The sequence below is a fragment of the Bradyrhizobium sp. S3.3.6 genome (assembly GCF_040546905.1).
In the GTDB taxonomy this organism is placed as follows: Bacteria; Pseudomonadota; Alphaproteobacteria; order Rhizobiales; family Xanthobacteraceae; genus Bradyrhizobium; species Bradyrhizobium cytisi.
Window position 1 is genome coordinate 211422 of the sequence record NZ_JBEPOT010000014.1, and the last position, 23324, is coordinate 234745.

23 protein-coding genes and 1 pseudogene are annotated in these 23324 nt (G+C 64.1%); 10 read left to right on the forward strand and 14 right to left on the reverse strand.

Features of this window, described 5'->3' with window-relative positions; genetic code table 11:
• Nucleotides 1-198: 198 nt before the first annotated feature.
• The 7 genes from ABID59_RS31675 to sdhC form a co-directional block, all read right to left on the reverse strand.
• On the reverse strand, nt 199-441 hold the full coding sequence (locus ABID59_RS31675) for a hypothetical protein (RefSeq protein WP_187435433.1): 243 nt from the start codon (nt 439-441) through the stop codon (nt 199-201).
• 104 nt (nt 442-545) lie between these two features.
• Nucleotides 546-1370, reverse strand: coding sequence for an FkbM family methyltransferase (locus tag ABID59_RS31680; protein WP_354085965.1), 825 nt, complete (start codon nt 1368-1370; stop codon nt 546-548).
• Nucleotides 1371-1707: 337 nt separating this feature from the next.
• A complete protein-coding gene (locus ABID59_RS31685; RefSeq protein WP_354085966.1) occupies nt 1708-3861 on the reverse strand; it encodes a hybrid sensor histidine kinase/response regulator family protein in 2154 nt (717 codons plus the stop codon).
• 190 nt (nt 3862-4051) lie between these two features.
• On the reverse strand, nt 4052-4834 hold the full coding sequence (locus ABID59_RS31690; protein WP_148756056.1) for a succinate dehydrogenase iron-sulfur subunit: 783 nt from the start codon (nt 4832-4834) through the stop codon (nt 4052-4054).
• Between the two features lie 24 nt (nt 4835-4858).
• The gene (gene sdhA / locus ABID59_RS31695) at nt 4859-6709 is read right to left on the reverse strand and encodes a succinate dehydrogenase flavoprotein subunit (RefSeq protein WP_354085967.1); all 1851 of its coding nucleotides are present in this window, start codon (nt 6707-6709) and stop codon (nt 4859-4861) included.
• 3 nt (nt 6710-6712) lie between these two features.
• The gene (sdhD, locus tag ABID59_RS31700) at nt 6713-7087 is read right to left on the reverse strand and encodes a succinate dehydrogenase, hydrophobic membrane anchor protein (protein WP_187435438.1); all 375 of its coding nucleotides are present in this window, start codon (nt 7085-7087) and stop codon (nt 6713-6715) included.
• Nucleotides 7088-7113: 26 nt separating this feature from the next.
• Nucleotides 7114-7512, reverse strand: a complete 399-nt coding sequence (gene sdhC, locus ABID59_RS31705) for a succinate dehydrogenase, cytochrome b556 subunit (RefSeq protein ID WP_148756059.1) — start codon at nt 7510-7512, stop codon at nt 7114-7116.
• A 508-nt stretch (nt 7513-8020) separates the two neighbouring features.
• Between sdhC and ABID59_RS31710 the strand changes: the two genes are divergently transcribed.
• Entirely contained in the window at nt 8021-8881 is an 861-nt protein-coding gene (locus ABID59_RS31710) for a sulfite exporter TauE/SafE family protein (protein ID WP_354085968.1), read from the forward strand.
• Between the two features lie 150 nt (nt 8882-9031).
• Here the strand turns inward: ABID59_RS31710 and ABID59_RS31715 are convergent, their stop codons facing one another.
• Nucleotides 9032-10561, reverse strand: a complete 1530-nt coding sequence (locus ABID59_RS31715; RefSeq protein ID WP_354085969.1) for a malonate--CoA ligase — start codon at nt 10559-10561, stop codon at nt 9032-9034.
• A gap of 95 nt (nt 10562-10656) precedes the next feature.
• Between ABID59_RS31715 and ABID59_RS31720 the strand changes: the two are divergent.
• The 4 genes and pseudogenes from ABID59_RS31720 to ABID59_RS31735 all read left to right on the forward strand — a co-directional run bounded on the left by ABID59_RS31720 (nt 10657) and on the right by ABID59_RS31735 (nt 13892).
• Nucleotides 10657-11419 (forward strand): annotated as a pseudogene (locus tag ABID59_RS31720) (SDR family oxidoreductase).
• Nucleotides 11420-11724: 305 nt separating this feature from the next.
• Nucleotides 11725-12279: a fasciclin domain-containing protein gene (locus ABID59_RS31725; RefSeq protein ID WP_354085970.1), complete on the forward strand. Its 555-nt coding sequence runs from the start codon at nt 11725-11727 to the stop codon at nt 12277-12279.
• A gap of 185 nt (nt 12280-12464) precedes the next feature.
• On the forward strand, nt 12465-13094 hold the full coding sequence (locus ABID59_RS31730; RefSeq protein ID WP_354085971.1) for a cytochrome b/b6 domain-containing protein: 630 nt from the start codon (nt 12465-12467) through the stop codon (nt 13092-13094).
• A gap of 15 nt (nt 13095-13109) precedes the next feature.
• On the forward strand, nt 13110-13892 hold the full coding sequence (locus ABID59_RS31735) for a molybdopterin-binding protein (protein WP_354085972.1): 783 nt from the start codon (nt 13110-13112) through the stop codon (nt 13890-13892).
• Here the strand turns inward: ABID59_RS31735 and ABID59_RS31740 are convergent.
• Nucleotides 13879-15078: a YbfB/YjiJ family MFS transporter gene (locus ABID59_RS31740; protein ID WP_354085973.1), complete on the reverse strand. Its 1200-nt coding sequence runs from the start codon at nt 15076-15078 to the stop codon at nt 13879-13881. The two genes, ABID59_RS31735 and ABID59_RS31740, sit on opposite strands and share 14 nt — an antisense overlap.
• Before the next feature lie 267 nt (nt 15079-15345).
• Between ABID59_RS31740 and leuB the strand changes: the two genes are divergently transcribed.
• The gene (gene leuB, locus ABID59_RS31745; RefSeq protein WP_354085974.1) at nt 15346-16458 is read left to right on the forward strand and encodes a 3-isopropylmalate dehydrogenase; all 1113 of its coding nucleotides are present in this window, start codon (nt 15346-15348) and stop codon (nt 16456-16458) included.
• A gap of 171 nt (nt 16459-16629) precedes the next feature.
• On the opposite strand, the gene ABID59_RS31750 is transcribed toward leuB, so the two are convergent.
• Together ABID59_RS31750 and ABID59_RS31755 are read right to left on the reverse strand one after the other, a co-directional pair.
• Nucleotides 16630-17016, reverse strand: coding sequence for a hypothetical protein (locus ABID59_RS31750; RefSeq protein WP_148756069.1), 387 nt, complete (start codon nt 17014-17016; stop codon nt 16630-16632).
• Nucleotides 17017-17172: 156 nt separating this feature from the next.
• Nucleotides 17173-17973: a hypothetical protein gene (locus ABID59_RS31755; protein ID WP_354085975.1), complete on the reverse strand. Its 801-nt coding sequence runs from the start codon at nt 17971-17973 to the stop codon at nt 17173-17175.
• A gap of 116 nt (nt 17974-18089) precedes the next feature.
• Here ABID59_RS31755 and ABID59_RS31760 point away from each other — a divergent pair, with 116 nt between their 5' ends.
• Nucleotides 18090-19124: an aspartate-semialdehyde dehydrogenase gene (locus ABID59_RS31760; RefSeq protein WP_354031145.1), complete on the forward strand. Its 1035-nt coding sequence runs from the start codon at nt 18090-18092 to the stop codon at nt 19122-19124.
• Between the two features lie 177 nt (nt 19125-19301).
• Here ABID59_RS31760 and ABID59_RS31765 read toward each other — a convergent pair whose 3' ends face one another.
• Nucleotides 19302-19946, reverse strand: coding sequence for a carbonic anhydrase (locus tag ABID59_RS31765; protein WP_354085976.1), 645 nt, complete (start codon nt 19944-19946; stop codon nt 19302-19304).
• Nucleotides 19947-20056: 110 nt separating this feature from the next.
• Between ABID59_RS31765 and ABID59_RS31770 the strand changes: the two genes are divergently transcribed.
• Entirely contained in the window at nt 20057-20938 is an 882-nt protein-coding gene (locus ABID59_RS31770; protein WP_354085977.1) for an HpcH/HpaI aldolase/citrate lyase family protein, read from the forward strand.
• 23 nt (nt 20939-20961) lie between these two features.
• Here the strand turns inward: ABID59_RS31770 and ABID59_RS31775 are convergent, their stop codons facing one another.
• A complete protein-coding gene (locus ABID59_RS31775) occupies nt 20962-21444 on the reverse strand; it encodes a hypothetical protein (protein ID WP_148756074.1) in 483 nt (160 codons plus the stop codon).
• 266 nt (nt 21445-21710) lie between these two features.
• On the opposite strand from ABID59_RS31775, the gene ABID59_RS31780 reads away from it, so the two are divergent.
• On the forward strand, nt 21711-22157 hold the full coding sequence (locus tag ABID59_RS31780) for a hypothetical protein (RefSeq protein ID WP_354031142.1): 447 nt from the start codon (nt 21711-21713) through the stop codon (nt 22155-22157).
• Nucleotides 22124-22282: a hypothetical protein gene (locus tag ABID59_RS31785; RefSeq protein WP_354031141.1), complete on the forward strand. Its 159-nt coding sequence runs from the start codon at nt 22124-22126 to the stop codon at nt 22280-22282. The genes ABID59_RS31780 and ABID59_RS31785 overlap by 34 nt, the downstream gene beginning before the upstream one ends.
• On the opposite strand, the gene ABID59_RS31790 is transcribed toward ABID59_RS31785, so the two are convergent.
• Nucleotides 22279-23100 carry an LssY C-terminal domain-containing protein gene (locus tag ABID59_RS31790; RefSeq protein ID WP_354085978.1) on the reverse strand — a complete coding sequence of 274 codons (822 nt, stop codon included), beginning with the start codon at nt 23098-23100 and terminating at the stop codon, nt 22279-22281. The two genes, ABID59_RS31785 and ABID59_RS31790, sit on opposite strands and share 4 nt — an antisense overlap.
• Nucleotides 23101-23324 lie beyond the last annotated feature (224 nt).

The following is a 23324-nucleotide window of genomic DNA, read 5'->3' on the forward strand; positions in this document are numbered from 1 at the left end:
CTTGGTTTGACGGAGTCTTGGTTTGACGAGGTGTCGGTTTGACGAAGTGTCGGAATGAACGGCTACGCGTTAGGCTGCATTGTGGCGGGCGAAGACATTGCGTCGCGATTTATTTCTGCATGCAAATCATCTCACACAAGCAACGTTCATTGCGCATTCAGGCGCAGCTTGCAATCGCCCCACATATGATCGCTCGCCTCACATGTGATCCTGCGACGAATTGGCATCCGTCGCGGGATTGGGTTTGGTCGGTCCATTCGGTCCGCGCGAGGGAATCTCTTCCGGCATCCGCCCGGGCAATTCATCGGGCTGCGGTGATTCGCCGGGTTCGTGCACCGGCGGCGTGATTTCAGGCTGCGGATTGCCCGGCGGAATTCCCGGCGGCGGCTCGGTGGGCGTGCCGGGTGTCGATGGTGGTATCTCGGGCGGTTCGATCGGCATCGGCATCATCGAGACCAGTTGTCAGGAGAACGATAACGATGATGCCGTGCCAATGTTCCCGTCGTCTCGCACTATTCCGCGTAGAACGCGTCGACGGTCGCGCGTCAGCGTGACAGGAACGTATTGCTTCGTGTCTTGCGCGCGATCGCGAAGCCGCGTGCGACCATGTCGGCGATACAATCTTGCTGCCATTCGTTTTGTGACAGATGCTCGATCACGACCGCGCGCGGCCACAGCGATGGCGGCGCGTCGCGGAAGAAGCCGATCAGCACGCGGTCCTCAAAACCTTCGACGTCGATCTTGAGCGAATCGACCTGCGTGGCGCCGGCCTCCTCCAGAATGCGCGTGAGCCGCAGCGACGGTACCTTGATCGCATCACGGCTGGTGGCGCCGGTGACGACGTGCGTGGCGCCGAGATTGCCGCCGCCGCTTTCGATCATCAGCTCGCCGTCGCTGTCGCCCGCGGCGGCCTGCACCAGGCGCACCTGCATCGCGTTCGATGCGGTGTGATTGAAGGTGAGCCGTCCGAATGTCGTCGGATGCGGCTCGATCGCCACCACCTTGCCGGTGGGGCCGACCTGCCGCGCCATCACCAGCGCAAAAGTGCCGACATTGGCGCCGACATCAATGAACGTGCCGCCGGCCTGCGTGTGCTGGCGCAGGAAGTCGAGCTCGTCGAGATTGTAGTCGGGATTGAACAGCGCACCGCGTTCGGTCGCGCTGCCCTGGTGATAGAAGCGGAACGAGGCGCCCTGATATTGCACGTCGATCGGGCCGCCGCGCAGCAAATTGACCAGCCGCGACATCCACGGACGAAACGCGCCGCGCTTCAGCCCTGATCCCTGCGCAAGGCGAATGATTGCGGCCTGCGCTGCGTTCGGCGCAAACGCGCCGAACGGCGCGGATGAAAGGGCATTGTCGGGCGTCAAGCAGGCGATCCTCGTTGCAGGCGGCGCATGCATAGCCGGTTTTGCCGGGGACTCCAACGCTCCATCACAGGTGTCGTCCCGGGGCGCGAAGCGAGCCCGGGATCCATAACCACAGGGAGCCGCGTGGCGCGGGAATCCCGCTCCGAGACTTCGCCAAACTATGTCCTGCGGGTATCGCGACGAGCGCAAGCGCTCGCGCGGGGATCCCGGATCTGCGCTCCGCTTCGCTGCGCTTGTCCGGGATGACGGAGAGAGGTCACGCCGCCTTTTTCGCCACCGGCTTGCGCAAGGGCAAACGCAAGCTGCTCGGCCGCTTCCTGCATACGGCAGGGTCCAGTCACTCCGCGGCGCCGTCGCGCACCCGTTTCAGCCGCGCTGCGTGGTGCAGGACGCGCGACAGCTCTTCGATCGAGTAGGGCTTTTGCACGAGATCGAAGCCGGCGACGCCGCCTTGCGACAGCGCCTCGCTATAGCCCGTGGTCAGCACGATCGGCACGCTGATGCAGCGATCGCGGATCGCGTGCGCGAGATCGAGGCCGGTCATCCCTGGCATGACGACGTCGGAGAATACGACATCGAAGCGATCGGGGTCGCCGACCAGCTCGGTGAGCGCGTCGGTGGCGTTGTCGACCAGCGTGATGCTGTAGCCGAGCTCGGTCAGGCCGTCGGCGGCGAAATTGCCGAGCTCAATATTGTCCTCGACGACCAGCACCGACATGCCGCTGCCCGCCACGGCCGGTGCGGTGGTCGGCGCCTGGCTTCGGGGCAAGAGATTCGCCGGCACGCGCGGCAGATAGAGCAAGAAGGTGCTGCCCTGGCCGACCTCGCTCACGACGGTTACCTCGCCGCCGGATTGCCGGGCGAAGCCGAACACCTGCGACAGGCCGAGGCCGGTGCCCTGCCCGACCCGCTTGGTGGTGAAGAACGGCTCGAAGATGCGGCCCAATTGTGCGGCGGGAATACCGATGCCGCTATCGCTGACGGCGACGCAGACGAACCCAGGATTTTTCAAGGTCTGGCCGCCCGAGAGCTGCGCGAGCGTGTCCGGAACATTCGTCGCCGCGTGCACGGTGAAGACGATCCGGCCCTTGCCCTGCATGGCGTCGCGCGCGTTGGTCGCCATGTTGATGATGGCCGTCTCGAACTGGCCGGCATCGGCATTGACGAGGCAGGGCTCGGCCGGCAGCCGCGTGACGATTTCGATTGCCGGTCCGAGCAGTGTGGCGAGCATGTCGCGCAGCGACTGCATGCGATCGCCGATGTCGAACACTTCGGGCTTCAAGGTCTGGCGCCGCGCGAAGGCCAGGAGCTGCGAGGTCAGCTTGGCGGCGCGCGCGACCGCCTCCGCAATCGCCGTGATGTAGCGCTGCCGCCGCTCCTCGCTCAGTTGCGGCCGGTTCAAGAGATCGACGGACGCACGGATCACGGTCAGGAGGTTGTTGAAGTCGTGCGCGACGCCGCCGGTGAGCTGGCCCAGCGCCTCCAGCCGCTGGCTGTGCTTGAGCGCCTCTTCGGCCTCGCGCCGCTTGGCAGCCTCGGTCTGCAGATGCTGGGTGCGCCGGAAGGCGAAGGCCAGCAGGATGAACAGCAGCGCGGTGGCGGGCACGCCGAACACCAGGTGCTGGCTCATGGTGGCGAGCCAGCGCGCGCGGATCGCCGAGGTCTCCAGGCCGGCGCTGACATAGATCGGATATTCGGCGACGCGCCGGTAGCCGATGCGCCGCTCGATCCCGTCCGATGGCCAGGCGATGGTCATCAGCCCATGATCGGGATGGGCTGCGATGCTCCGCCCGACTGCACCGTTCGGATCGAGCCGGAGCTCGCGATCGAGCCGCGGGAAATGCGCCAGCAGCACGCCGTCGGTGCGCCCCATCGCAAAGAAGCTGCCGGGATCGGTGCCGATCCTCGCGTAAAAGCTCTCGAAATATTCCGGCAGCACGGACGCCTGGATCACGCCGGTGAAGCTGCCATCGTCGGAGTTGCGGCGGCGGCTGACGCCGAAGAAGCGCGCGCCCTGGTAGGGTGGCCGCGGCGTCAGCGAGGCGCCGATGAAGGTGCCGATGCTCTGGTCGACATGAGCGTAGAAGTAGTCGCGGTCGGCAAAGCTCAGCTCCGGCGGCGGTGACACCAGGCTGTTGACCAGCGACTTTCCGTTCGCATCGAAGATCCAGGCCGATTTGAGCTGCGGCAGCGCATCGGTCAGTTGCTTCAGGCGCCGGTGCAGCGCCGGTTCCCGCGACCGGATGACATCGTCGGGAAGGTCGCGCACGACCTCGTTGAGCTCGGCAAGGCTGCGATCGATGGTCTCGAACACCTTGAGTGCGTGTTCATGGGCGACATCGAGCGTGCGCTCGATCTCACGGTCGGCGATGTCGAGCGTCGAATTGTAGGAGACCGTGGAGGCGATCGCGAACAGCGCAATGGGCAGCGCCAGGGATGCAGCCATCATCCACTGCAACAGTCTCAGCGAGTTGCGTTGTGCGCCCTGCACGGTCGCTCCGGTCCCCCGGCCGGAAGCTTACTAGAATCTTGCGCCGGGAAGGAAGCGGCTTGTGGTTGGAACCGGAGGTTGTGGTTCGCGGATTCGCCCGCGGCGCGGGCTGGGGTGAATTTTACCCAAAATCGCTCCAACGACAGAATGTCCCGGGCATTTCGGCCCGGGATCGCAGCACGAATGACGCCTAGATCTGGCGCTCGACCATCTTGAGCTTGAGCTCGGCGATGGCTTCCGCCGGGTTGAGGCCCTTCGGGCAGGCCTTGGCGCAGTTCATAATGGTGTGGCAGCGGTAGAGCCGGAACGGATCCTCGAGATTGTCGAGCCGCTCGCCGGTGGCCTCGTCGCGCGAATCCGACACCCAGCGGTTGGCCTGGAGCAGCGCCGCGGGACCGAGATAGCGGTCGCTGTTCCACCAATAGCTCGGGCAGGAGGTCGAGCAGCAGGCGCACAGGATGCACTCGTAGAGGCCGTCGAGCTTCTCGCGGTCCTCGTGGCTCTGGCGCCATTCCTTCTGCGGCGTCGGCGAGGTCGTCTTCAGCCACGGCTCAATCGAGGCGTATTGCGCGTAGAAATTGGTGAGGTCAGGAACGAGGTCCTTCACCACCGGCTGGTGCGGCAGCGGATTGATCTTCACCGCGCCGTCCTTCACGTCGTGCATCGAACGCGTGCACGCCAGCGTGTTCTGGCCGTCGATGTTCATGGCGCAGGAACCGCAGACGCCTTCGCGGCAGGAGCGGCGGAAGGTCAGCGATGGGTCGATGTGGTTCTTGATCCAGATCAGGCCGTCCAGCACCATCGGACCGCAATCATTGGTATCGACGTAATAGGTGTCGACGCTCGGATTCTTGCCGTCGTCCGGATTCCAGCGATAGACGCGGAATTCGCGAAATTCGGTCGCGCCCGGGGGCTTCGGCCAGGTCTTGCCGCCTGATATCTTGGAGTTCTTCGGAAGTGCGAATTCAACCATTTCGATAAGGCTTTCGCTGTTCGCTCAGTACACGCGCGCTTTGGGCGGGATGTACTGCACGTCGTTGGTCATGGTGTAGTCGTGAACCGGGCGGTACTCGATCTTGACCTTGCCGTTGTCCTCCAGCCAGGCCAGCGTGTGCTTCATCCAGTTCTTGTCGTCGCGCGCGGAGAAGTCCTCGCGCGCATGCGCGCCGCGGCTCTCGGTGCGGTTGGCGGCCGAATTCATCGTCACCACCGCTTGCGCGATCAGATTGTCGAATTCGAGCGTCTCGACGAGATCCGAATTCCACACCAGCGAGCGGTCGGACACGGCGATATCGGTGATGCCGCTGTGGACCTTCTCGATCAGGTTCTGGCCTTCGCTCAGGATGTCGCCGGTGCGGAACACGGCGCAGTTATTCTGCATCACGTGCTGCATGCCTTCGCGCAGCTTTGCCGTCGGCGTGCCGCCGGAGGCGTAGCGGTAATGGTCGAGGCGGCCGAGCGCGAGGTCGGACGAGTTCGCCGGCAGCTCGGGCTGCTTGCCGTTCGGCGTCAGCTTCTCGGCAAGACGCAGTGCAGCCGCGCGGCCGAACACGACGAGGTCGATCAGCGAGTTCGAGCCGAGGCGGTTGGCGCCGTGCACGGAGACGCAAGCGGCCTCGCCGATCGCCATCAGGCCGGGGATGATGGCGTTATCGTCGCCATCCCTCTTGGTCAGCACTTCGCCGTGATAGTTCGTCGGGATGCCGCCCATGTTGTAGTGCACGGTCGGCACGATCGGGATCGGCTCGCGCGTCACGTCGACATTGGCGAAAATCTTGGCGGATTCGGAGATGCCCGGCAGGCGCTCGGCGAGCACTGCGGGATCGAGATGGTCGAGATGAAGGAAGATGTGGTCCTTCTTCTTGCCGACGCCGCGCCCCTCCCGGATCTCGATGGTCATCGCGCGCGAGACGACGTCGCGTGACGCCAGGTCCTTTGCGGACGGCGCATAGCGCTCCATGAAGCGCTCGCCCTCGGAGTTGACGAGATAGCCGCCTTCGCCGCGCGCGCCTTCGGTGACGAGGCAGCCTGAGCCGTAGATGCCGGTCGGGTGGAATTGCACGAACTCCATGTCCTGCATCGGCAGGCCGGCGCGCAGCACCATGCCGCCGCCGTCGCCGGTGCAGGTGTGTGCCGAGGTGCAGGAGGCGTAGGCGCGGCCGTAGCCGCCGGTCGCGAGGATCACGGTCTGGGCGCGGAAGCGGTGCAGCGTGCCGTCATCGAGCTTGAGCGCGACGACGCCGCGGCAGGTGCCCTGGTCGTCCATGATCAGGTCGATGGCGAAGAACTCGATGAAGAACTCGGCCGCGTGGCGCAGCGACTGGCCGTACATCGTGTGCAGCATGGCGTGGCCGGTGCGGTCGGCGGCGGCGCAGGTGCGCTGTGCCTGGCCCTTGCCGTAGTCCATGGTCATGCCGCCGAACGGACGCTGATAGATCTTGCCGTCCTCGGTGCGCGAGAACGGCACGCCCCAATGCTCGAGCTCGTAGACCGCCTCGGGCGCGTTGCGCACCATGTATTCGATCGCATCCTGGTCGCCGAGCCAGTCCGACCCCTTCACGGTGTCGTACATGTGCCAGCGCCAGTCGTCCTTGTGCATGTTGCCGAGCGAGGCCGAGATGCCGCCCTGTGCCGCAACCGTGTGCGAGCGCGTCGGAAAAACTTTGGTGATGCAGGCCGTCCTCAGGCCGGCCTCGCTGCAGCCGACCACGGCGCGCAGGCCCGCGCCGCCGGCGCCGACCACGACGACGTCATAGGTGTGGTCCTCGATCGGATAGGCTTTTCCGTTGGTGGCGGGAGCGGCGTTGCCCTTGCCATTCGTCTCTGTGGCCGATCTTCCGGTTGTCATGGGTTACACTCCGGATGAAAGTTGGAGAATCGCGTAGATCGAGGCGAGCGCAACCGCGGCCGCGAAGAAATTGTTGAGCATGATCGAGATGAGCTTCAGCTTCTCGTTATGCACGTAATCCTCGATCACGACCTGCATGCCGATCTTCATGTGCCAGGCGCTGGCGACGATGAAGAGCAGCATGATGATGGCGACCGGCAGCGAACCGAGGATCTGCTTGGCGCCGGCCTGATTGCGGCCGAGCAGCATCATGATGATGACCAGCACCGGGATCATCAGCAGCGTCATCGCCACCGCCGTGAGGCGCTGGCGCCAGAAGTCGGATGTGCCGGAATGCGCAGCGCCGAGGTTGCGGACGCGGCCGAGCGGAGTGCGCATGCTGCGCTTCGGGGTATCGGCTGTGCTCACCGTCCACCTCCGATCGCGTAGGCAATGATCCAGACCAGCACCGTTAGGGCGATGCCGCCGATCAGTGCGCCCCAGGTCAGCGCTTCACGCTCATTGGCCTTGAATCCATAGCCGAGATCCCAGACGAAGTGCCGGATGCCGCTCAGCATATGGTGCATCAGCGCCCAGGTGTAGCCGAACACGATCAGCCGGCCGATGATGCTGCCGGTGAAGCCCTGGACGTGGGCGTAGGCGGCAGGGCCCGAGGCGGCTGCGATCAGCCACCAGGCCAGCAGCAGGGTTCCGAAGTACAGGGCAATACCGGTGGCGCGATGGACGATGGACAGCGCCATCGTCAACGTCCAGCGGTAGACTTGCATGTGTGGTGAAAGCGGTCGTTCGATCCGTGCGGTCATGGGCTTTTGATGTCTATTGCGGCCCAGCAGGGGGCACGCGGGGATCGCGAAAGGTCGGCTCTATTTACGGAGTCGATTTGGCCTGCGCAATCACCAAATCGACATAAATCGAACCATCGTTCAGCTCTACGGCGTTGATGCGACAAGCCAATCAGGGGCTTGGTATACCACCGCGATGGTGTACCGGACAAGAATAGAATATAAGTTCATCTCTTGGGCGACCGTCGAGGCGCATTGAAATCACTATTGGAACGGCTCCAAGCCGCCGACCGGCTGCCACCGTTCGAACCAGGCAGTTCATGATGTCCGGCACCGCGCGGCCGGACGATGCGCCCTTTCCAATTTCCGCCTTGCGCATCGATTTTCCGTCGGGCGGCGGATATGCGCACCCTGCATTCCACCCCAGCCGGGAGGCGTGGCGTGTCGACCATGCAAATCGGATCGCCTACAGATTGTTGCGCAGCTCATTCCGAACGGACGAACCGGAGAAGCTGCGGGGCAGGTCCGGGTGATTGCAGGTCTCGATATCGCGGAAATCGTGGAGCTCGCGCTGCTGCTGATCGCAGTCGGCGCGCTCTCCGGATTTCTCGCCGGTGTGTTCGGCATCGGCGGCGGCGCGATTCTCGTGCCGGTGTTCTACGAATGCTTCCGCCTCGCCGGCGTGCCGCTCGAGGTGCGCATGCCGCTCTGCGTCGGCACCTCGCTAGCCGTCATCATCCCGACATCGATCCGTTCGTTCCAGGCCCATTACAAGCGCGGCGCGGTCGATATGTCGATCCTGCGCGTGTGGTGGCTGCCGATCCTGATCGGCGTCGTCGCCGGCAGCGTGGTCGCGCGTTACGCGCCGGAGCGGCTGTTCAAGATCGTGTTCGTTGGCGTCGCCTGGTCGGCCGCCGTGCGCCTGATCTTCGCGCGCGAGACCTGGAAGCTCGGCAACGATCTGCCAGAAGGGCCGTTGATGCGCATCTACGGCTTCTGCGTCGGCATTTTATCGACGCTGATGGGCATCGGCGGCGGCCTGTTCTCGAACCTGCTGATGACGTTCTACGGCCGTCCGATTCATCAGGCGGTGGCGACCTCGTCGGCGCTCGCAGTGCTGATCTCCATCCCGGGTGCGCTTGGCTACGTCTATGCCGGCTGGCCGGCGGCGGTGGCCTATCCCGGCGTCGCAGCGCTGCAAATCCCGTTTGCGCTCGGCTATGTCTCGCTGATCGGCGCCGTGCTGGTGATGCCGATGAGTCTTGTGACCGCGCCGCTCGGTGTGAGAGCTGCGCACGCTATGTCGAAGCGCACGCTGGAGATGGCATTCGGCTGTTATCTGTTTATCGTCGGCAGCAGGTTCGTGATGAGTCTCGTGGGCGGACAGTAGTCGCCACAAAGTCCGTCATTCCGAGCGAAGCGAAGCAATCCAGAATCTCTTCGCGGCAGCAGTCTGGATTGCTTCGTCGCATCAGTGCAAAATTGCTTCGCAATTGAGTCGCGAGCTCCTCGCAATGACGGCGAGAGAGCAAAAGCCCCCTCATTTCTTCGCGTAAATATCCTTGTAGATATCCCGCAGCACGTTCTTCTGCACCTTGCCCATGGTGTTGCGCGGCAGCTCGTCGACGACGAACACGCGCTTGGGCATCTTGAACTTTGCAAGACGCCCGTCGAGTGCCTTCAGCACCGCGGCTTCGCTGACATTGGCGCCCTTGTTACAGACCAGCACCGCCGTGACGCCCTCGCCGAAATCGGCATGCGGCACGCCGATCACGGCCGACTCGATCACGCCGGGCATGGCGTCGATCTCGCTCTCGATCTCCTTCGGATAGACGTTGAAGCCGCCGGAGATCACGAGATCCTTGCCGCGGCCGAGAATGTGGACGTAGCCCTTGTCGTCGATCTTGCCGAGGTCGCCGGTGATGAAGAAGCCGTCAGGGCGGAATTCGGACTTGGTCTTCTCCGGCATGCGCCAGTAACCCCTAAAGACGTTCGGGCCCTTGACCTCGATCATGCCGATCCCGTCGCGCGGCAGCTCCTTGCCGGTCTCGGGCTCGGTCACGCGCACGGTGACGCCGGGGAGCGGCAAGCCGACTGCGCCGGGAACGCGCTCGCCGTCATAGGGGTTCGACGTATTCATGTTGGTCTCGGTCATGCCGTAGCGCTCGAGCACGGCATGGCCGGTGCGCGCCGACCATTCGCGATGGGTTTCCGCCAGCAGCGGCGCCGAGCCCGAAATGAACAGCCGCATGTGTCTGGTCGTCTCGCGCGACAGCGCGGGGTTCTGCAGCAGCCGCGTATAGAATGTCGGCACGCCCATCAGCACCGTGGCGCGCGCCATTAGCTTGATGATAAGGTCCGGATCGAGCTTCGGCAGGAAGATCATCGACGCCCGCGCAAACAGCGTCACGTTGGTCGCCACGAACAGGCCGTGGGTGTGGTAGATCGGCAGCGCGTGGATCAGCACGTCCTTGTCGGTGAAGCGCCAATAGCCGACCAGCGAGAGCGAGTTCGACGCGAGATTGTCGTGGCTGAGCATCGCGCCCTTGGAGCGGCCGGTGGTGCCCGACGTGTAGAGGATCGCGGCGAGATCGTCGTTGGCACGCGAGACCGTCGCAAACTCGCTGCTCGCCGTCGCTGCGGCATCCGTCAGCGAGCCCTTGCCGTCAGGTCCAAGCGTCTCGACCTTGGCCTTCACCTTGGCGGCGATCGGGGCGAGGCCGTCGGCCTTGGAGGGATCGCAGACCACCAGCGAGGGCTCGGCGTCGCCGATGAAATAGTCGAGCTCATTCAACGTATAGGCGGTGTTGAGCGGCAGGTAGACCGCGCCGGCCCTGACCGTGCCGAGATACAGCACGATATTGGCGACGGATTTTTCCACCTGCACCGCGACGCGGTCGCCGGGCTTCACGCCGCGCGCGACCAGCACATTCGCGATCTGCCCGGCCCGCGCGATCAGATCGCCATAGCTGATATGGGCGCCGTCCTGCGTCTCGATGGCGAGACGCGCAGGGTTATCGAGGCCGTCGAACAGGCGGGAAAACAGATTGGCGTTGGCTGCTTGGTTCATGCAAGATTTCCTCGACCGCAAGACTGACAAGGCCGGTCAAAACCGAGGGCTGGATTAGCAAAAACCGCCCCGAAGAAGCAACGGAGACAGTTGGCATGGCAAAAAACGGGAAACGCGTGGCCTGGGTCACGGGCGGCGGCAGCGGGATCGGGGAGGCCGGCGCCGAGGCGCTCGCGGCCGACGGCTGGATCGTCGTGGTCTCCGGCCGCCGCAAGGACGCCCTCGAGACCGTGGTCGCGAAGATTGCCAGGGCCGGCGGGACCGCGGAGGCGCTGGCGCTGGACGTTTCAAACGCCATTGAGGCCCAGAAGGCGGCCGATCACATCGCCACGAAGCACGGCCGGATCGATCTGCTCGTGAACAATGCCGGCATCAATGTCCCCAAGCGGAGCTGGAAGGACATGGAACTGGACGGCTGGGACAGGCTGGTCCAGGTCAATCTCAACGGCGTGCTCTATTGCATGCGCGCGGTGCTGCCGACGATGCGCAAGCAGCAGGACGGCTCGATCATCAACGTCTCGTCATGGGCCGGCCGCCACGTCTCGAAAATGCCGGGCCCGGCCTACACCACGACCAAGCATGCGGTGCTGGCACTGACCCATTCCTTCAACATGGACGAATGCGTCAATGGCCTGCGCGCCTGCTGCCTGATGCCGGGCGAGGTGGCGACGCCCATCCTGAAGCTGCGCCCGGTGGTGCCCGAGCGCGGAGGAGCAGGCGATGATGCTGCAGTCCGAAGATCTCGGCCGCACCATCGCGTTCATCGCGTCGATGCCGCCGCGCGTCTGCATCAACGAGCTCCTGATCAGCCCCACGCATAATCGCGGCTTCATCCAGACACCGTTGAGCAGGGATTGAGGCGCGGTCGGAGCCCCGAGTTCGTCATTGCGAGCGAAGCGAAGCAATCCAGAAATGTATCGGCGGAGGTAGTCTGGATTGCTTCGTCGCAAGGGCTCCTCGCAATGACGGCGGAGCCACTACACGAACTCCCCCGCCCATAGTTTCACGCATCACGATAAATTATTGCTCGAAACCGTTTCGCAGACGCTCCCGTAGTTCGGACCAACGACGCGTGACTGCTTCACGTCAAACTGTCGCAGGCGCCGTTGTTGCCCCAACGCAAAATCCGGCAGTCGCCGGCCACAATCATCGGGAGTTTCTCCATGTCGAAGCGCATTGCCTATCTCACCGCCGCCGCCTTCAGCGCGCTGGCCATCACCGCGACAATCATCGCGCCGGCCCGCGCCGAGGAAAAGACCGTCATGGTCGGCGGCGCCGCGATGTTCCCCTCGAAGAACATCGTCCAGAACGCGGTCAACTCGAAGGACCACACCACGCTCGTGGCGGCGGTGAAGGCGGCCGGCCTGGTGCCGACGCTGGAAGGCAAGGGCCCGTTCACGGTGTTCGCGCCGACCAACGCCGCCTTCGGCAAGCTGCCGGCCGGCACCGTCGACACCCTGGTCAAGCCCGAGAACAAGGCGACCCTGACCAAGATCCTCACCTATCATGTGGTGGCCGGCAAGCTCGAGGCTTCCGACCTCGCCGACGGCAAGAAGCTCAGGAGCGTCGAGGGCGAGGAGCTCACGATCAAGAAGCAGGACGGCAAGGTCTGGATAGTCGACGCCAAGGGCGGCACCTCGATGGTGACGATCTCCAACGTCAACCAGTCCAACGGCGTGATCCATGTGGTCGACACCGTGCTGATGCCGGCGACGTAACACCACGAGGTCCGGTTTCATCCCCCAAACCGGATGCGACGAAACGGCGAGCCGGGGGGGTGCCCGGCTCGCTTTTTTGTGACCACCAGAGTCCGGCGGTATCGATTCGATGCCCGCAGGGGCGTAACGAAAGCGGAAGCATCGGCGTATAATCGGCATCAGACGACGTTCAGGACGGAACCATCATGGCAAGCCTCACAGTCACCGACGAGCACGTCGGGGCCACCCCGGCCAAAACGATCCAGCCGGTCTGGGTCCGGGTGATGCACTGGACCAACGCCGTCGCGATGATCCTGATGATCCTGTCGGGCTGGCAGATCTACAACGCCTCGCCGCTGTTCGGCTTCAGCTTCCCGCGGGAGTACACGCTGGGCGGCTGGCTCGGCGGCGGCCTGCTCTGGCACTTTGCGGCGATGTGGCTCCTGATGATCAACGGCCTCGCCTATCTCATTACCGGTTTTGCCACCGGCCGCTTCGCCAAGAAGCTGCTGCCGATCACGCCATCGGGCGTGCTCCACGACGTCCGGGCTGCCCTGACCTTCAAGCTCAGCCATGACGATCTCAGCGTCTACAATTACGTGCAGCGCACGCTCTATGCCGGCATCATCGTCGTCGGCGTGCTGATCGTGCTGTCCGGCCTGTCGATGTGGAAGCCGGTGCAGCTGCACTGGCTGGTGACGCTGTTCGGCGATTATCCGACCGCGCGCTACGTCCATTTCTTCTGCATGGCCGCGATCTGCGCCTTCATCGTCATTCACGTGCTGCTCGCGCTGCTGGTGCCGAAGAGCCTGCGCGCGATGATCATCGGTCGCTAGAGAGGGAGAGCAGATATGGCCAAGCGTTCATTCCTGATCCCCGGCGTCGACAAGCGGCTGCTGATCAAGGACTCCCTCAAGACCATGCCTGACGTCACCCGCCGCCGCTTCATCGCGGGCGGCGCCAGCCTCGGCGCGCTGACCTTGCTCACCGGCTGCGATGTCGTCGACTCCTCGTCGGCCGAAGCACTGCTGGCGAAGGTCTCGAAGTTCAACGACGCCGTGCAGGATTTCATCTTCAATCCCGACGCGCTGGCGCCGACCTTTCCCGAGAGCGCGATTACAAAGCCGTTCCCGTTCAACGCCTATTACGATCTCGACGACGCTCCGGACGTCGATGGCGACGCCTGGAAGCTCGAGGTGCGCGGCCTCGTCGACAACAAGAAGTCCTGGACGCTGCCGGAGCTCTACAAGCTGCCGCAGGTCACGCAAATCACCCGTCACATCTGCGTCGAGGGCTGGAGCGCAATCGGCAGCTGGACCGGCACGCCGTTGCGCGATTTCCTCAAGCTGATCGGCGCCGACACGCGCGCGAAATACGTCTGGTTCCAGTGCGCCGACAAGGACGGCTACAACTCGCCTTTGGACATGCGCACCGCGCTGCATCCGCAGACCCAGATGACGTTCAAATACGCCAACGAAATCTTGCCGCGCGCCTACGGCTTTCCGATGAAGATCCGCGTGCCGACGAAACTCGGCTTCAAGAACCCGAAATACGTGGTCTCGATGGAAGTCACCAACGACTACAAGGGCGGCTACTGGGAAGACCAGGGATATAATTCGTTTAGCGGGAGCTAGGTGTCGGCCCCACCTTCCGCTGGCACAACGCCGCCACCGCCCCCAACGCCAGCAACCCCGCCGAGACATTCAGCGCGTAACTCAGGCTCCCCAGCGCATCCGTGATCGCGCCGACCACGATCGGCCCGAGCGTCTGGCCGACGCCGAACGAGATCGTCATCGCCGCGATCGCGCGCGGCCACACCTCGGACGGATAGTTGAAGCGGACAAAGGCCGTCGTCGAGCCGACCACGGCGAAGAAGGCGACGCCGAACACCACCGCCGAGGTTGCGAGCCACGCCGTCGAGTGTCCGAGCATCGGCAGGCCGGCGCCGATCGCATTGGTGCCGAGGATGATCGCGGTGGCGAGACCGCCGCGGTCGAGCGCGAGCACGCGACGCCAGGCCCAGGGCGTCACGAACGCACTCATGCCGATCAGGCTCCAGAATCCCGCCTGCGCCGCCGCTCCGCCGCCGCCGTCGCGCACATAGGCGATCATGAAGGTCATGTAGGCGATGTAGCCGGCGCCGAACAGGAAGTAGGCGGTGAGATAGATCAGCACGGGACGAATCGCGAAGGCGGCGTGGCTGCCTTCGTGGAAACGCGCGCCGCTCTCGATCCGGACCAGGAACAGCGGCACGGTCATTGCGGCCGACAGCAATGTCAGCGCCCACCACACCATCCACCACGAGCCCGGCCCGAAATGCTGCAGGGTGAACGGCGCGATCAGCCCGGAGGAAAGAATGCCGATGCCAGGGCCGGCATAAAAGAGACTCAGCAGGAAATTGGCCCGCTCCGGGCGCGACTGCGCGATCGTCGCAGCCAATGCGCCGCCGGCGACGAAGCCCGCCGCGGCGCCGACACCGAGCACCAGCCGCGCCAGGCTCAGTGCGATGAAATTGCCTGTCAGCGCGCAGGTCGCCAGCGCGGCGAGGCAGGCCAATGTTCCGCCGCGGATCGCCGCCGCCCAGCCGACCCGCTGGATCAGCCGGGACGCCGCCAGCGCGCCCACGAGGTAGCCGACGGCGTTGATGGTGTTCATGAAACCGGCCGCCGAGTAGGACCAGCCGAGGTCCTCCCGCATGTCAGGCAGCACCAGCGCATAGGCAAAGCGGCCGATGCCGAGCCCGACGGTTGCGGCCAGCGACAGGGTCAGGATCAGCCGCGCGGGATGTGCGTCGGGCGGGGGGCGGTCAGGAGCGTGCAAGGGGGTTCTCCGGCCGGACCAGTCTGGCAGGCCATGGCCGGCTTGCACAGCGGCGCAGCGGCAATGGTGTCTTGCCAAGCGCGCAATGCCGCTCTAGCACTCCCGCCGACCTGTCATTCCGGGGCGCGCCTCTTGGCGCGAGCCCGGAATCCATTCCGCCACTTGCTGCGTGGCCCGATGGATTCTCTGATGCGCAATTGCGCATCATAGCTCGCTCGCGTTGCTCGCGCCCCGGAATGACGAGAGAGCATTGAGAAGGATCTGACCATGGCGACCCACAAATTGCTGCTGCTTCCCGGCGACGGTATCGGCCCCGAGGTGATGGGCGAGGTGAAGCGGCTGATCGATTGGCTGAATTCGGCCGGGATCGCCAAATTCGAGACCGATACCGGCCTCGTCGGCGGCTCGGCCTACGACGCCCACAAGGTGTCGATCTCCGAGGGCGACATGGCCAAGGCGCTGGCCGCCGATGCCATCATCTTCGGCGCGGTCGGCGGCCCGAAGTGGGATGCTGTGCCCTACGAGGTGCGCCCCGAAGCCGGCCTGCTGCGCCTGCGCAAGGATCTCGCCTTGTTCGCCAACCTCCGCCCGGCCGTGTGCTATCCGGCGCTGGCGGACGCGTCGAGCCTGAAGCGCGAGGCAGTCGAAGGCCTCGACATCGTCATCGTGCGCGAGCTCACCGGCGGCGTCTATTTCGGCGAACCCAAGACCATCACCGATCTCGGCAACGGCCAGAAGCGTGCCGTCGATACCCAGGTCTACGACACCTATGAGATCGAGCGCATCGGCCGCGTCGCCTTCGAGCTTGCCCGGAAGCGCAACAACAAGGTGACGTCGATGGAGAAGCGCAACGTCATGAAGTCGGGCGTGCTCTGGAACGAGGTCATGACCCAGGTCCACAAGCGCGAATATCCCGATGTCACGCTCGAGCACCAGCTCGCCGATTCCGGCGGCATGATGCTGGTGAAGGCGCCGAAGCAGTTCGACGTCATCGTCACCGACAATCTGTTCGGCGACATGCTGTCCGACATCGCGGCGATGCTGACCGGCTCGCTCGGCATGCTGCCCTCGGCCTCGCTCGGCGAGGTCGACGTCAAGAGCAAGAAGCGCAAGGCGCTGTACGAGCCCGTGCACGGCTCGGCGCCCGACATTGCCGGCAAGGGCCTCGCCAATCCGATCGCGATGATCTCGTCGTTCGGCATGGCGCTGCGCTATTCCTTCGACATGGGCGCGCTCGCCGACAAGGTCGACGCCGCCATCGCCGCCGTGCTCGCCAGCGGACTGCGCACCGCCGACATCAAGTCGGAAGGCACCACCGCCGCCTCGACCACGCAGATGGGCGAAGCGATCCTGAAGGAATTGCAGAAGCTGCACGCGTAAGGCTGCATCGCAATCGTAGGGTGGGCAAAGCGGAAGCGTGCCCACCATTCTTATTGAGACTGCGCAGAGATGGTGTGCACAGCGCAAGGGCGCCTTTGCCCACCTACGGCATCTCGCAAAAACAAAAAGGCCGGGCGTGAGCCCGGCCTTTTGATTCAGTCGCTGAGCCGCTCAGTAGAGCGGGAAATTCTGCGGATAGCCGCCGAGATCGGCCGGCGTGGGCAGCGGCTGGCGATCGATCGGGCGGTTGTTGTTCTCGCGGGCGAAGGTCGGATAGCCGACGGCCGGCGGGAAGGCGTAGTCGCTGAACTTGCGGTCGCCCGGATTGACCTCGGTGCCGCCGTCGAGCCAGGAGCGCTTGCTCACATAGATACGGGTGCGGCCTTGCTGGTAGACCGCATTGGGGCCGCTCGGACCGTAAACGGGCCGGCCGCGATCGTCATAGCGCTGCTTGGTCCTGGTATCGGCCGAAGCCGGTGTCGCGAAGGCCATCGCAACCACGGCGCCCGCCGCAAGCAACGTCGCCAGTCTGTTCGCGGCAAAAAAATTCGAGCTCATCACGTCCCCTTCAGGCGGCAAGCCGCCAGTCGATTTCACCCCATACTAGCCCGGCCGGGGCGGTCGCAACTAGGTCAATTCAGTCACACCACGCCGGAATAATCGTGCGTGCCGGCAAAAGTTGCATCGATACCAGTGACTTGAGCTTGATGCCGGTCAAAGCGCGCCGCGCAATTGTGCGTTGGCGGCGCCCAGCAGCCAGTCGGCGGAGCCTTGGGAGGAGCCTTGGGAATCGCAGGCGCGGCGCTTCAGCTCCGCATGGGCGAACAATTCCGCGAGCTTTGGCTCGTTGCCCGAGGCGAGCTGCGTCAGCCGGTTCAGGGTGCAGGCGATCGCCGCCCGCCGGGCCGGCATGGTGTCGCCCTGGCAGGAGAAGCCGGAGATCTGCAGCGCAGGCTCCTCGTTGCGCTTGAGGTAGCTGAGGCACGCCGGCGTCCCATCCGCTGTGCCTGATGGCCGGAACAGGGCGACGGGTCCGAATTTGGTGTCGATCAGGCCGGCCTGCTCGAGCGCGGTCGCCGCACCCAGGCCCATCTGGACGGCGAGGCCCGCGGTCGCCGGCCGCGTCACGTCGAATTCGCTGCCTTCCCGGTAGATCTCGAGCTCGGCCACGGGCTTGTCAGCAGCGCCGGTCCAGCGCATCACGTCGCGGCGACCGCCCTCAGGATGCCGTAGGATGGTGTAAGAGGCTGTTTTCTCGGATGAATCAAGCCGGTTGAGGGCAAAGGCCGGGTGCGAGCGCTCCGCGACAGCCCAGCCGGGCTTTTCCCCGGGCCCATCGTCGCGCAGATCCGGCAGCTGGCCGAGACCCGCAAGCGCGAGGATGGCAAACAGGGCGAGCGTCCCCACATAGGCAAGCAGGCGCGCCAGCGTGCCGACGACCTCGTCGGCGAAATTGGCGAGCGCCAGATGGATCTGGGTGGGGGTTGCGGCCGTGCCGGCCTCAGGCGACTGCATCCACGGCCTTCAGGCATGGTCCAACGTTGTCTTGAGGCCGGTTCTCGCATAGAAGCGCTGCTCTTCCTGTTTAAGCGTCAGCTTCAGGAACGGGCTTTTTCATCGGAGAGTGAACGATGGGTTACAAAGTCGCAGTCGTCGGCGCGACCGGCAATGTCGGACGGGAAATGCTCAATATCCTCGATGAGCGCAAATTTCCTGCGGACGAGGTCGTGGCCCTGGCGTCACGCCGCAGCATGGGCGTCGAGGTCTCCTATGGCGACCGCACCCTGAAGGTCAAAGCGCTCGAGCATTACGATTTCTCCGACGTCGACATTTGCCTGATGTCGGCGGGCGGCGAGGTGTCGAAGGAATGGTCGCCGAAGATCGGCGCCGCCGGCACCGTCGTCATCGACAATTCCTCGGCCTGGCGCATGGATCCGGACGTGCCGCTGATCGTGCCGGAAGTGAACGCCGACGCCACCAAGGGCTTCGCCAAGAAGAACATCATCGCCAACCCGAATTGCTCGACCGCGCAGCTCGTGGTCGCGCTGAAGCCGCTGCACGACAAGGCGACGATCAAGCGCGTCGTGGTCTCGACCTATCAATCGGTCTCGGGCGCCGGCAAGGACGCGATGGACGAGCTGTTCTCGCAGACCAAGGCCGTCTACACCAACCAGGAGCTGGTCAATAAGAAGTTTCCCACGCGCATCGCCTTCAACGTCATCCCCCACATCGACGTCTTCATGGAGGACGGCTACACCAAGGAAGAGTGGAAGATGATGGCGGAGACCAAGAAGATTCTTGATCCCAAGATCAAGCTCTCCGCCACCTGCGTGCGCGTGCCGGTGTTCGTCGGCCATTCCGAAGCCGTCAACATCGAGTTCGAGAACCCGATCAGCGCCGACGAAGCGCGCGACATCCTGCGCAAGTCGCCGGGCTGCCTCGTCATCGACAAGCAGGAGGCTGGCGGCTACGCCACGCCGTATGAAGCGGCCGGCGAGGACGCGACCTATATCAGCCGCATCCGCGAGGACGCGACGGTGGAGAACGGCCTCGTGCTGTGGTGCGTGTCGGACAACTTACGCAAGGGCGCAGCCCTCAATGCGATTCAGATCGCGGAAGTCCTGATCAACCGCAAGCTGATCAGCGCGAAGAAGAAGGCGGCGTAAGGCTTCGCTCACTCCTCTCGTCGTCCCGGATCTGCGCTTACGCTTGTCCGGGACGACGATCGCATTTGAGGCGGCAGTCCGTAGGGTGGGCAAAGCGAAGCGTGCCCACCACTTTCGTAACAACCGGCGCGTTGCGCCTTTGCCCACCCTACGAATTCGAGCCAAGCCGCGGAAGGCTTACGCCGCGTCGCGCACGCTTCTGAATTCCTTCGCCGCCTGGTCCAGCACGAACAACGTTCCCTCGGCGACGCCGAAATAGGCGCCGTGCAGCTGCATCTCGCCGCTCTCGGCCGCCTTGCGCACGAACGGGAACGTCATCAGGTTCTCCAGGCTGCGGAACACCGCGGCCTTCTCGATGCGCTCGACGAATTGCGCCATGGTCTCGCGGTCGCGCTGCTCGACCACCTCGCCCGGCTTGATGAACATCTGCATCCATTTGCCGATGAAATCGCCGGGCGTCAGCGGCTCGATCTTGTCGACGAAGGCGCGGATGCCGCCGCATTGCGCGTGGCCGAGGACGACGATGTGCTTCACCTTGAGCACCTTCACGGCATATTCCAGCGCGGCCGAGACGCCGTGCGCGTTGCCGTCGGGCTGATACACCGGCACCAGATTGGCGATGTTGCGGACCACGAACAATTCGCCCGGGCCGACGTCGAAGATGGTTTCCGGCGCGACACGGCTGTCGCAGCAGCCGATCACCATCACTTCCGGGAACTGTCCCTTTACCGATAGCTCGCGATAGCGGTTCTGCTCGGCCGGCAGCCGCTGGGTGGCGAAGGCGTGGTAGCCTTCCAGCAAATGCTTCGGGAACGCGGTCATGGCCTATGCCTAATCATATACCGATAGCGCGAACAAGCCTTTCGAATAGGCAGGCCAGGTGCTATCGGCTTCGGCCATAATAGAGACGAGCAAACCGGAAGGAACGTCGCATGACCCGCCCGCGCCGCAGCCATTTGTTCATGCCCGGCTCCAACCCTCGCGCCCTTGAAAAGGCGCGGATTCTCCCCGCCGACGGCCTGATCCTGGACCTCGAGGATTCCGTCGCTCCCGACGCCAAGGCGGTGGCGCGCGACGGCATCGCCGCCGCGATCGCCGCAAAAGGGTTCGGCAAGCGCGAGGTCCTGATCCGGACCAATGGCCTCGACACGCAATGGTGGGCCGATGACGTCGCGATGGCCGCCAAGGCCTCGCCTGACGGCATCCTGGTTCCGAAGGTCTCAAGTATCGAGGATCTCCAGACCATCGGCCGCCACCTCGCCGAGCTCGGCGCCGCGCCGACGGTGAAGGTCTGGGCCATGATCGAGACCGCGCGCGCGGTGCTGCATGCCGAGGAGCTGGCCGAAGCCGGCCGCGATCCGAAGACGCGCCTCTCCGGCTTCGTGTTCGGCCCGAATGACATCTCGCGCGAGACGCGGATCAAGATGCTGCCCGGCCGCGCCGCGATGATCCCGATGATCACCCATTGCATCCTGGCGACGCGCGCCGCCGGCCTCGAGATTCTCGACGGCCCCTACAGCGACATCAACAATCCCGACGGCTTTGCCACCGAATGTGCGCAAGGCCGCGATCTCGGCTTCGACGGCAAGACGCTGATCCACCCCTCTCAGATCGAAGCCTGCAACGCCATCTTCACCCCGCCCGAGGAGGAAGTCGCGCGCGCCCGAAAGATCATCGCAGCGTTCGAGCTGCCGGAAAACGTCTCGCGCGGCGCGATCCGGCTGGATGGTGCGATGGTCGAGCGCCTGCACGCCGACATGGCGAAGCGCACGATCGAGATCGCGGACGCGATTGCGGTGATGGGGAAGGGCTGACATTAGCTGCGGTGTCGTTGCGATTAATCGTAGTCACAACGTGCCGGCCGCGGAGTCCCCGGCTCGCCACGGCTGGCTTGCTCGCCGGTGACGGGGGCGCAGCCAGGTGGGAGCGATCGTGACAACAGGAATTCTGGTGCGGGGCAAATATCTTCGCTGCCCGAGACCAACTTTCCCGCCTTGAACCGGCAAGCGCGCTTGCGTGGATCGGGGTCGTGCTCAGACCAAATACGAATGGGGTCGCCGGCGACCACTTCAGTGTACGAAAGAACGAACCACTTTTCCTTGATCTGCAACATCGTGAGTTGGCAACCGGAGTAGTCTGGCCCGATGTCTTTGGCGCGAGGGTAAATGCGCATCGCCATGCCGTGAGCTGTATCTTCTCCCGCACCGGCGGGTGGCTCGGCGAGATCGCAGTTCTTGCCTTGAGGCCGCGCTTCTGCGGCATGACCAATTCTGGGCGACAGAAGCAGGAGAAGGGCGAGGGCAACAGCAGAGGCTCTCATGACGTTAGCAGTCTCCCGAGCCACTCGGCGGCGCATGACCAAGATTGGCGACATTATTGATGACACTGGTCCGTGTCGGCAGCAAGAGTTGACGCCGAAGTGGCTGAGCGGACGATTGTGATCGCAGATGCAATCGCGGCGATGAGCAAGATTATTCGCAAACGGAATGTCCGCTTTCTGACGGCGGGTGGCAATCTGGGACTTGCCCGCTGCTTCGGCGATGTGGCTTGCTTGGCCTGGACGAACCAGTCGCAAGGAGCCAATGTATGCAGGTCGTGCTCTACATGTCCGCGCTTGCTCTGTGGATCCTAGTGGCATGCATCATTTGGTGCGCGGCAGGCCTCATGTTTCTGGTTCCGCGAACGCGCTCTTCGGCATGGCCGATGTCGCTGGCGATGGCCTCAACATTTCCCTTTGTATTTGCCTATCAAATCGTGGCGTCGCCGGCCGTCATCCTGCTGCTGTTGTTCGCCGCGGCGCTCAGTTGGCTTATCGAGCCTGGCGCCTCAACGACGCAAAATCCGGTCATTATAGGAGTGGCGATCCTCGTAGCTCTTGCCTCGGTAATTGTCGTGCTTGTTGCGTCCGTTGTCGGCTTCTTTGACGGTTGGCGAGCGGGCTGGAGGCTTGCTCGTGGCCGCTCGATCAAAGAGACCTTGTCGGACACGATCGCAGGGAAATGCTTCGACCGCTTGAGGCCGCGGCATACCTAGAAGGCTTTGGACTGCAATGCGGCGCGATCCGGCTCGACTGCGCGATGGTAGGGCGTCTGCGCGCCGACATGGGGCGCCGCACGATCGAGATGGCGGACGCGATCGCGGCGATGGGCAAGGGCTAGGGCGTGCCTGCGGCTTTCTGAGCGATGCCGTGCCATATGGCATCTTTCAGGGCGATGAGAGATGGCGGTGGAATGGTCGGCGGATCCGCAGGCCCATTTGCTGCTCCCGGCACCAGGACGGCAACGTGTATCTCGCCATCCGTGTAGTAGGGGTCGCCACCCCCGTTTCGGCCGAACAGAGTTGGGCCTATGCCCGAGATCTGAAAGAAGCTGCCGACGACACGTGCCGCGCGCAAGTCGGCCATCAAGAGATCTCGCTCCGCATCGATGCTGGCCGCGATGTGATGGGTGACCTGTCCCGTGTCGTGGCTCAGCCCGACGCCCCGATCGAAAGTCGCCGAACCGAGCCAAACCGGGCGACCATCATCGCCCTTCTCAAGGGCCTTCCAGAATCGAACGTGATTCCGCCGATCGGCGCTGCGCCCTGCCGGCTTCTCGAAGGCGTATTGCTCCTTCTTTCCAAGATAGTAGAGCGGGCTGACGGGGGCGCTACGATATGGCCGATCCAGCACCACGCTTCCGATGATCTCGATGCTTGAGCGCAGCGTCACAGCATCGGCCGCAAACCATCCGGCCGCGTTCATTGCGCGGACGACGTCCTCGTCGTTGCCAACAAGTCCAACGTTCAGGGGATCAGCAGGGATATCGTCCGACGTCCTGGTGATCATCGGCAACGAAGCGAGCCCGGCTTCGTGCTCGTGGTGAATCCACAAGGTGGGGACCAGAATGTAAGCCAGGGCCAGATAGGCGAACAGGATAACAGCCAAGCGGTAAGGCCATCGCCGTTTCCTCGTCCCGTCCTTGGCAAAATTAGTCATGCGATATCGTTCGAGCCAGGATAGCGACACCATACCAATCCGGCTCACTCAGTTACAACGCTTATCGGACCCGCGTTAGCGCGGCGCGACGTCGGCGCGATCGAGTGAGCATTTGCTGCAGTTCGTGGCGTTAGAGCGTTAGCCGATCAGGTTGCAAGTACCCTGCGGCCACGAAGTAGTTTGTGGATTCTGCGGGCGTGTAGGTGTCGACGATGCGACCAATA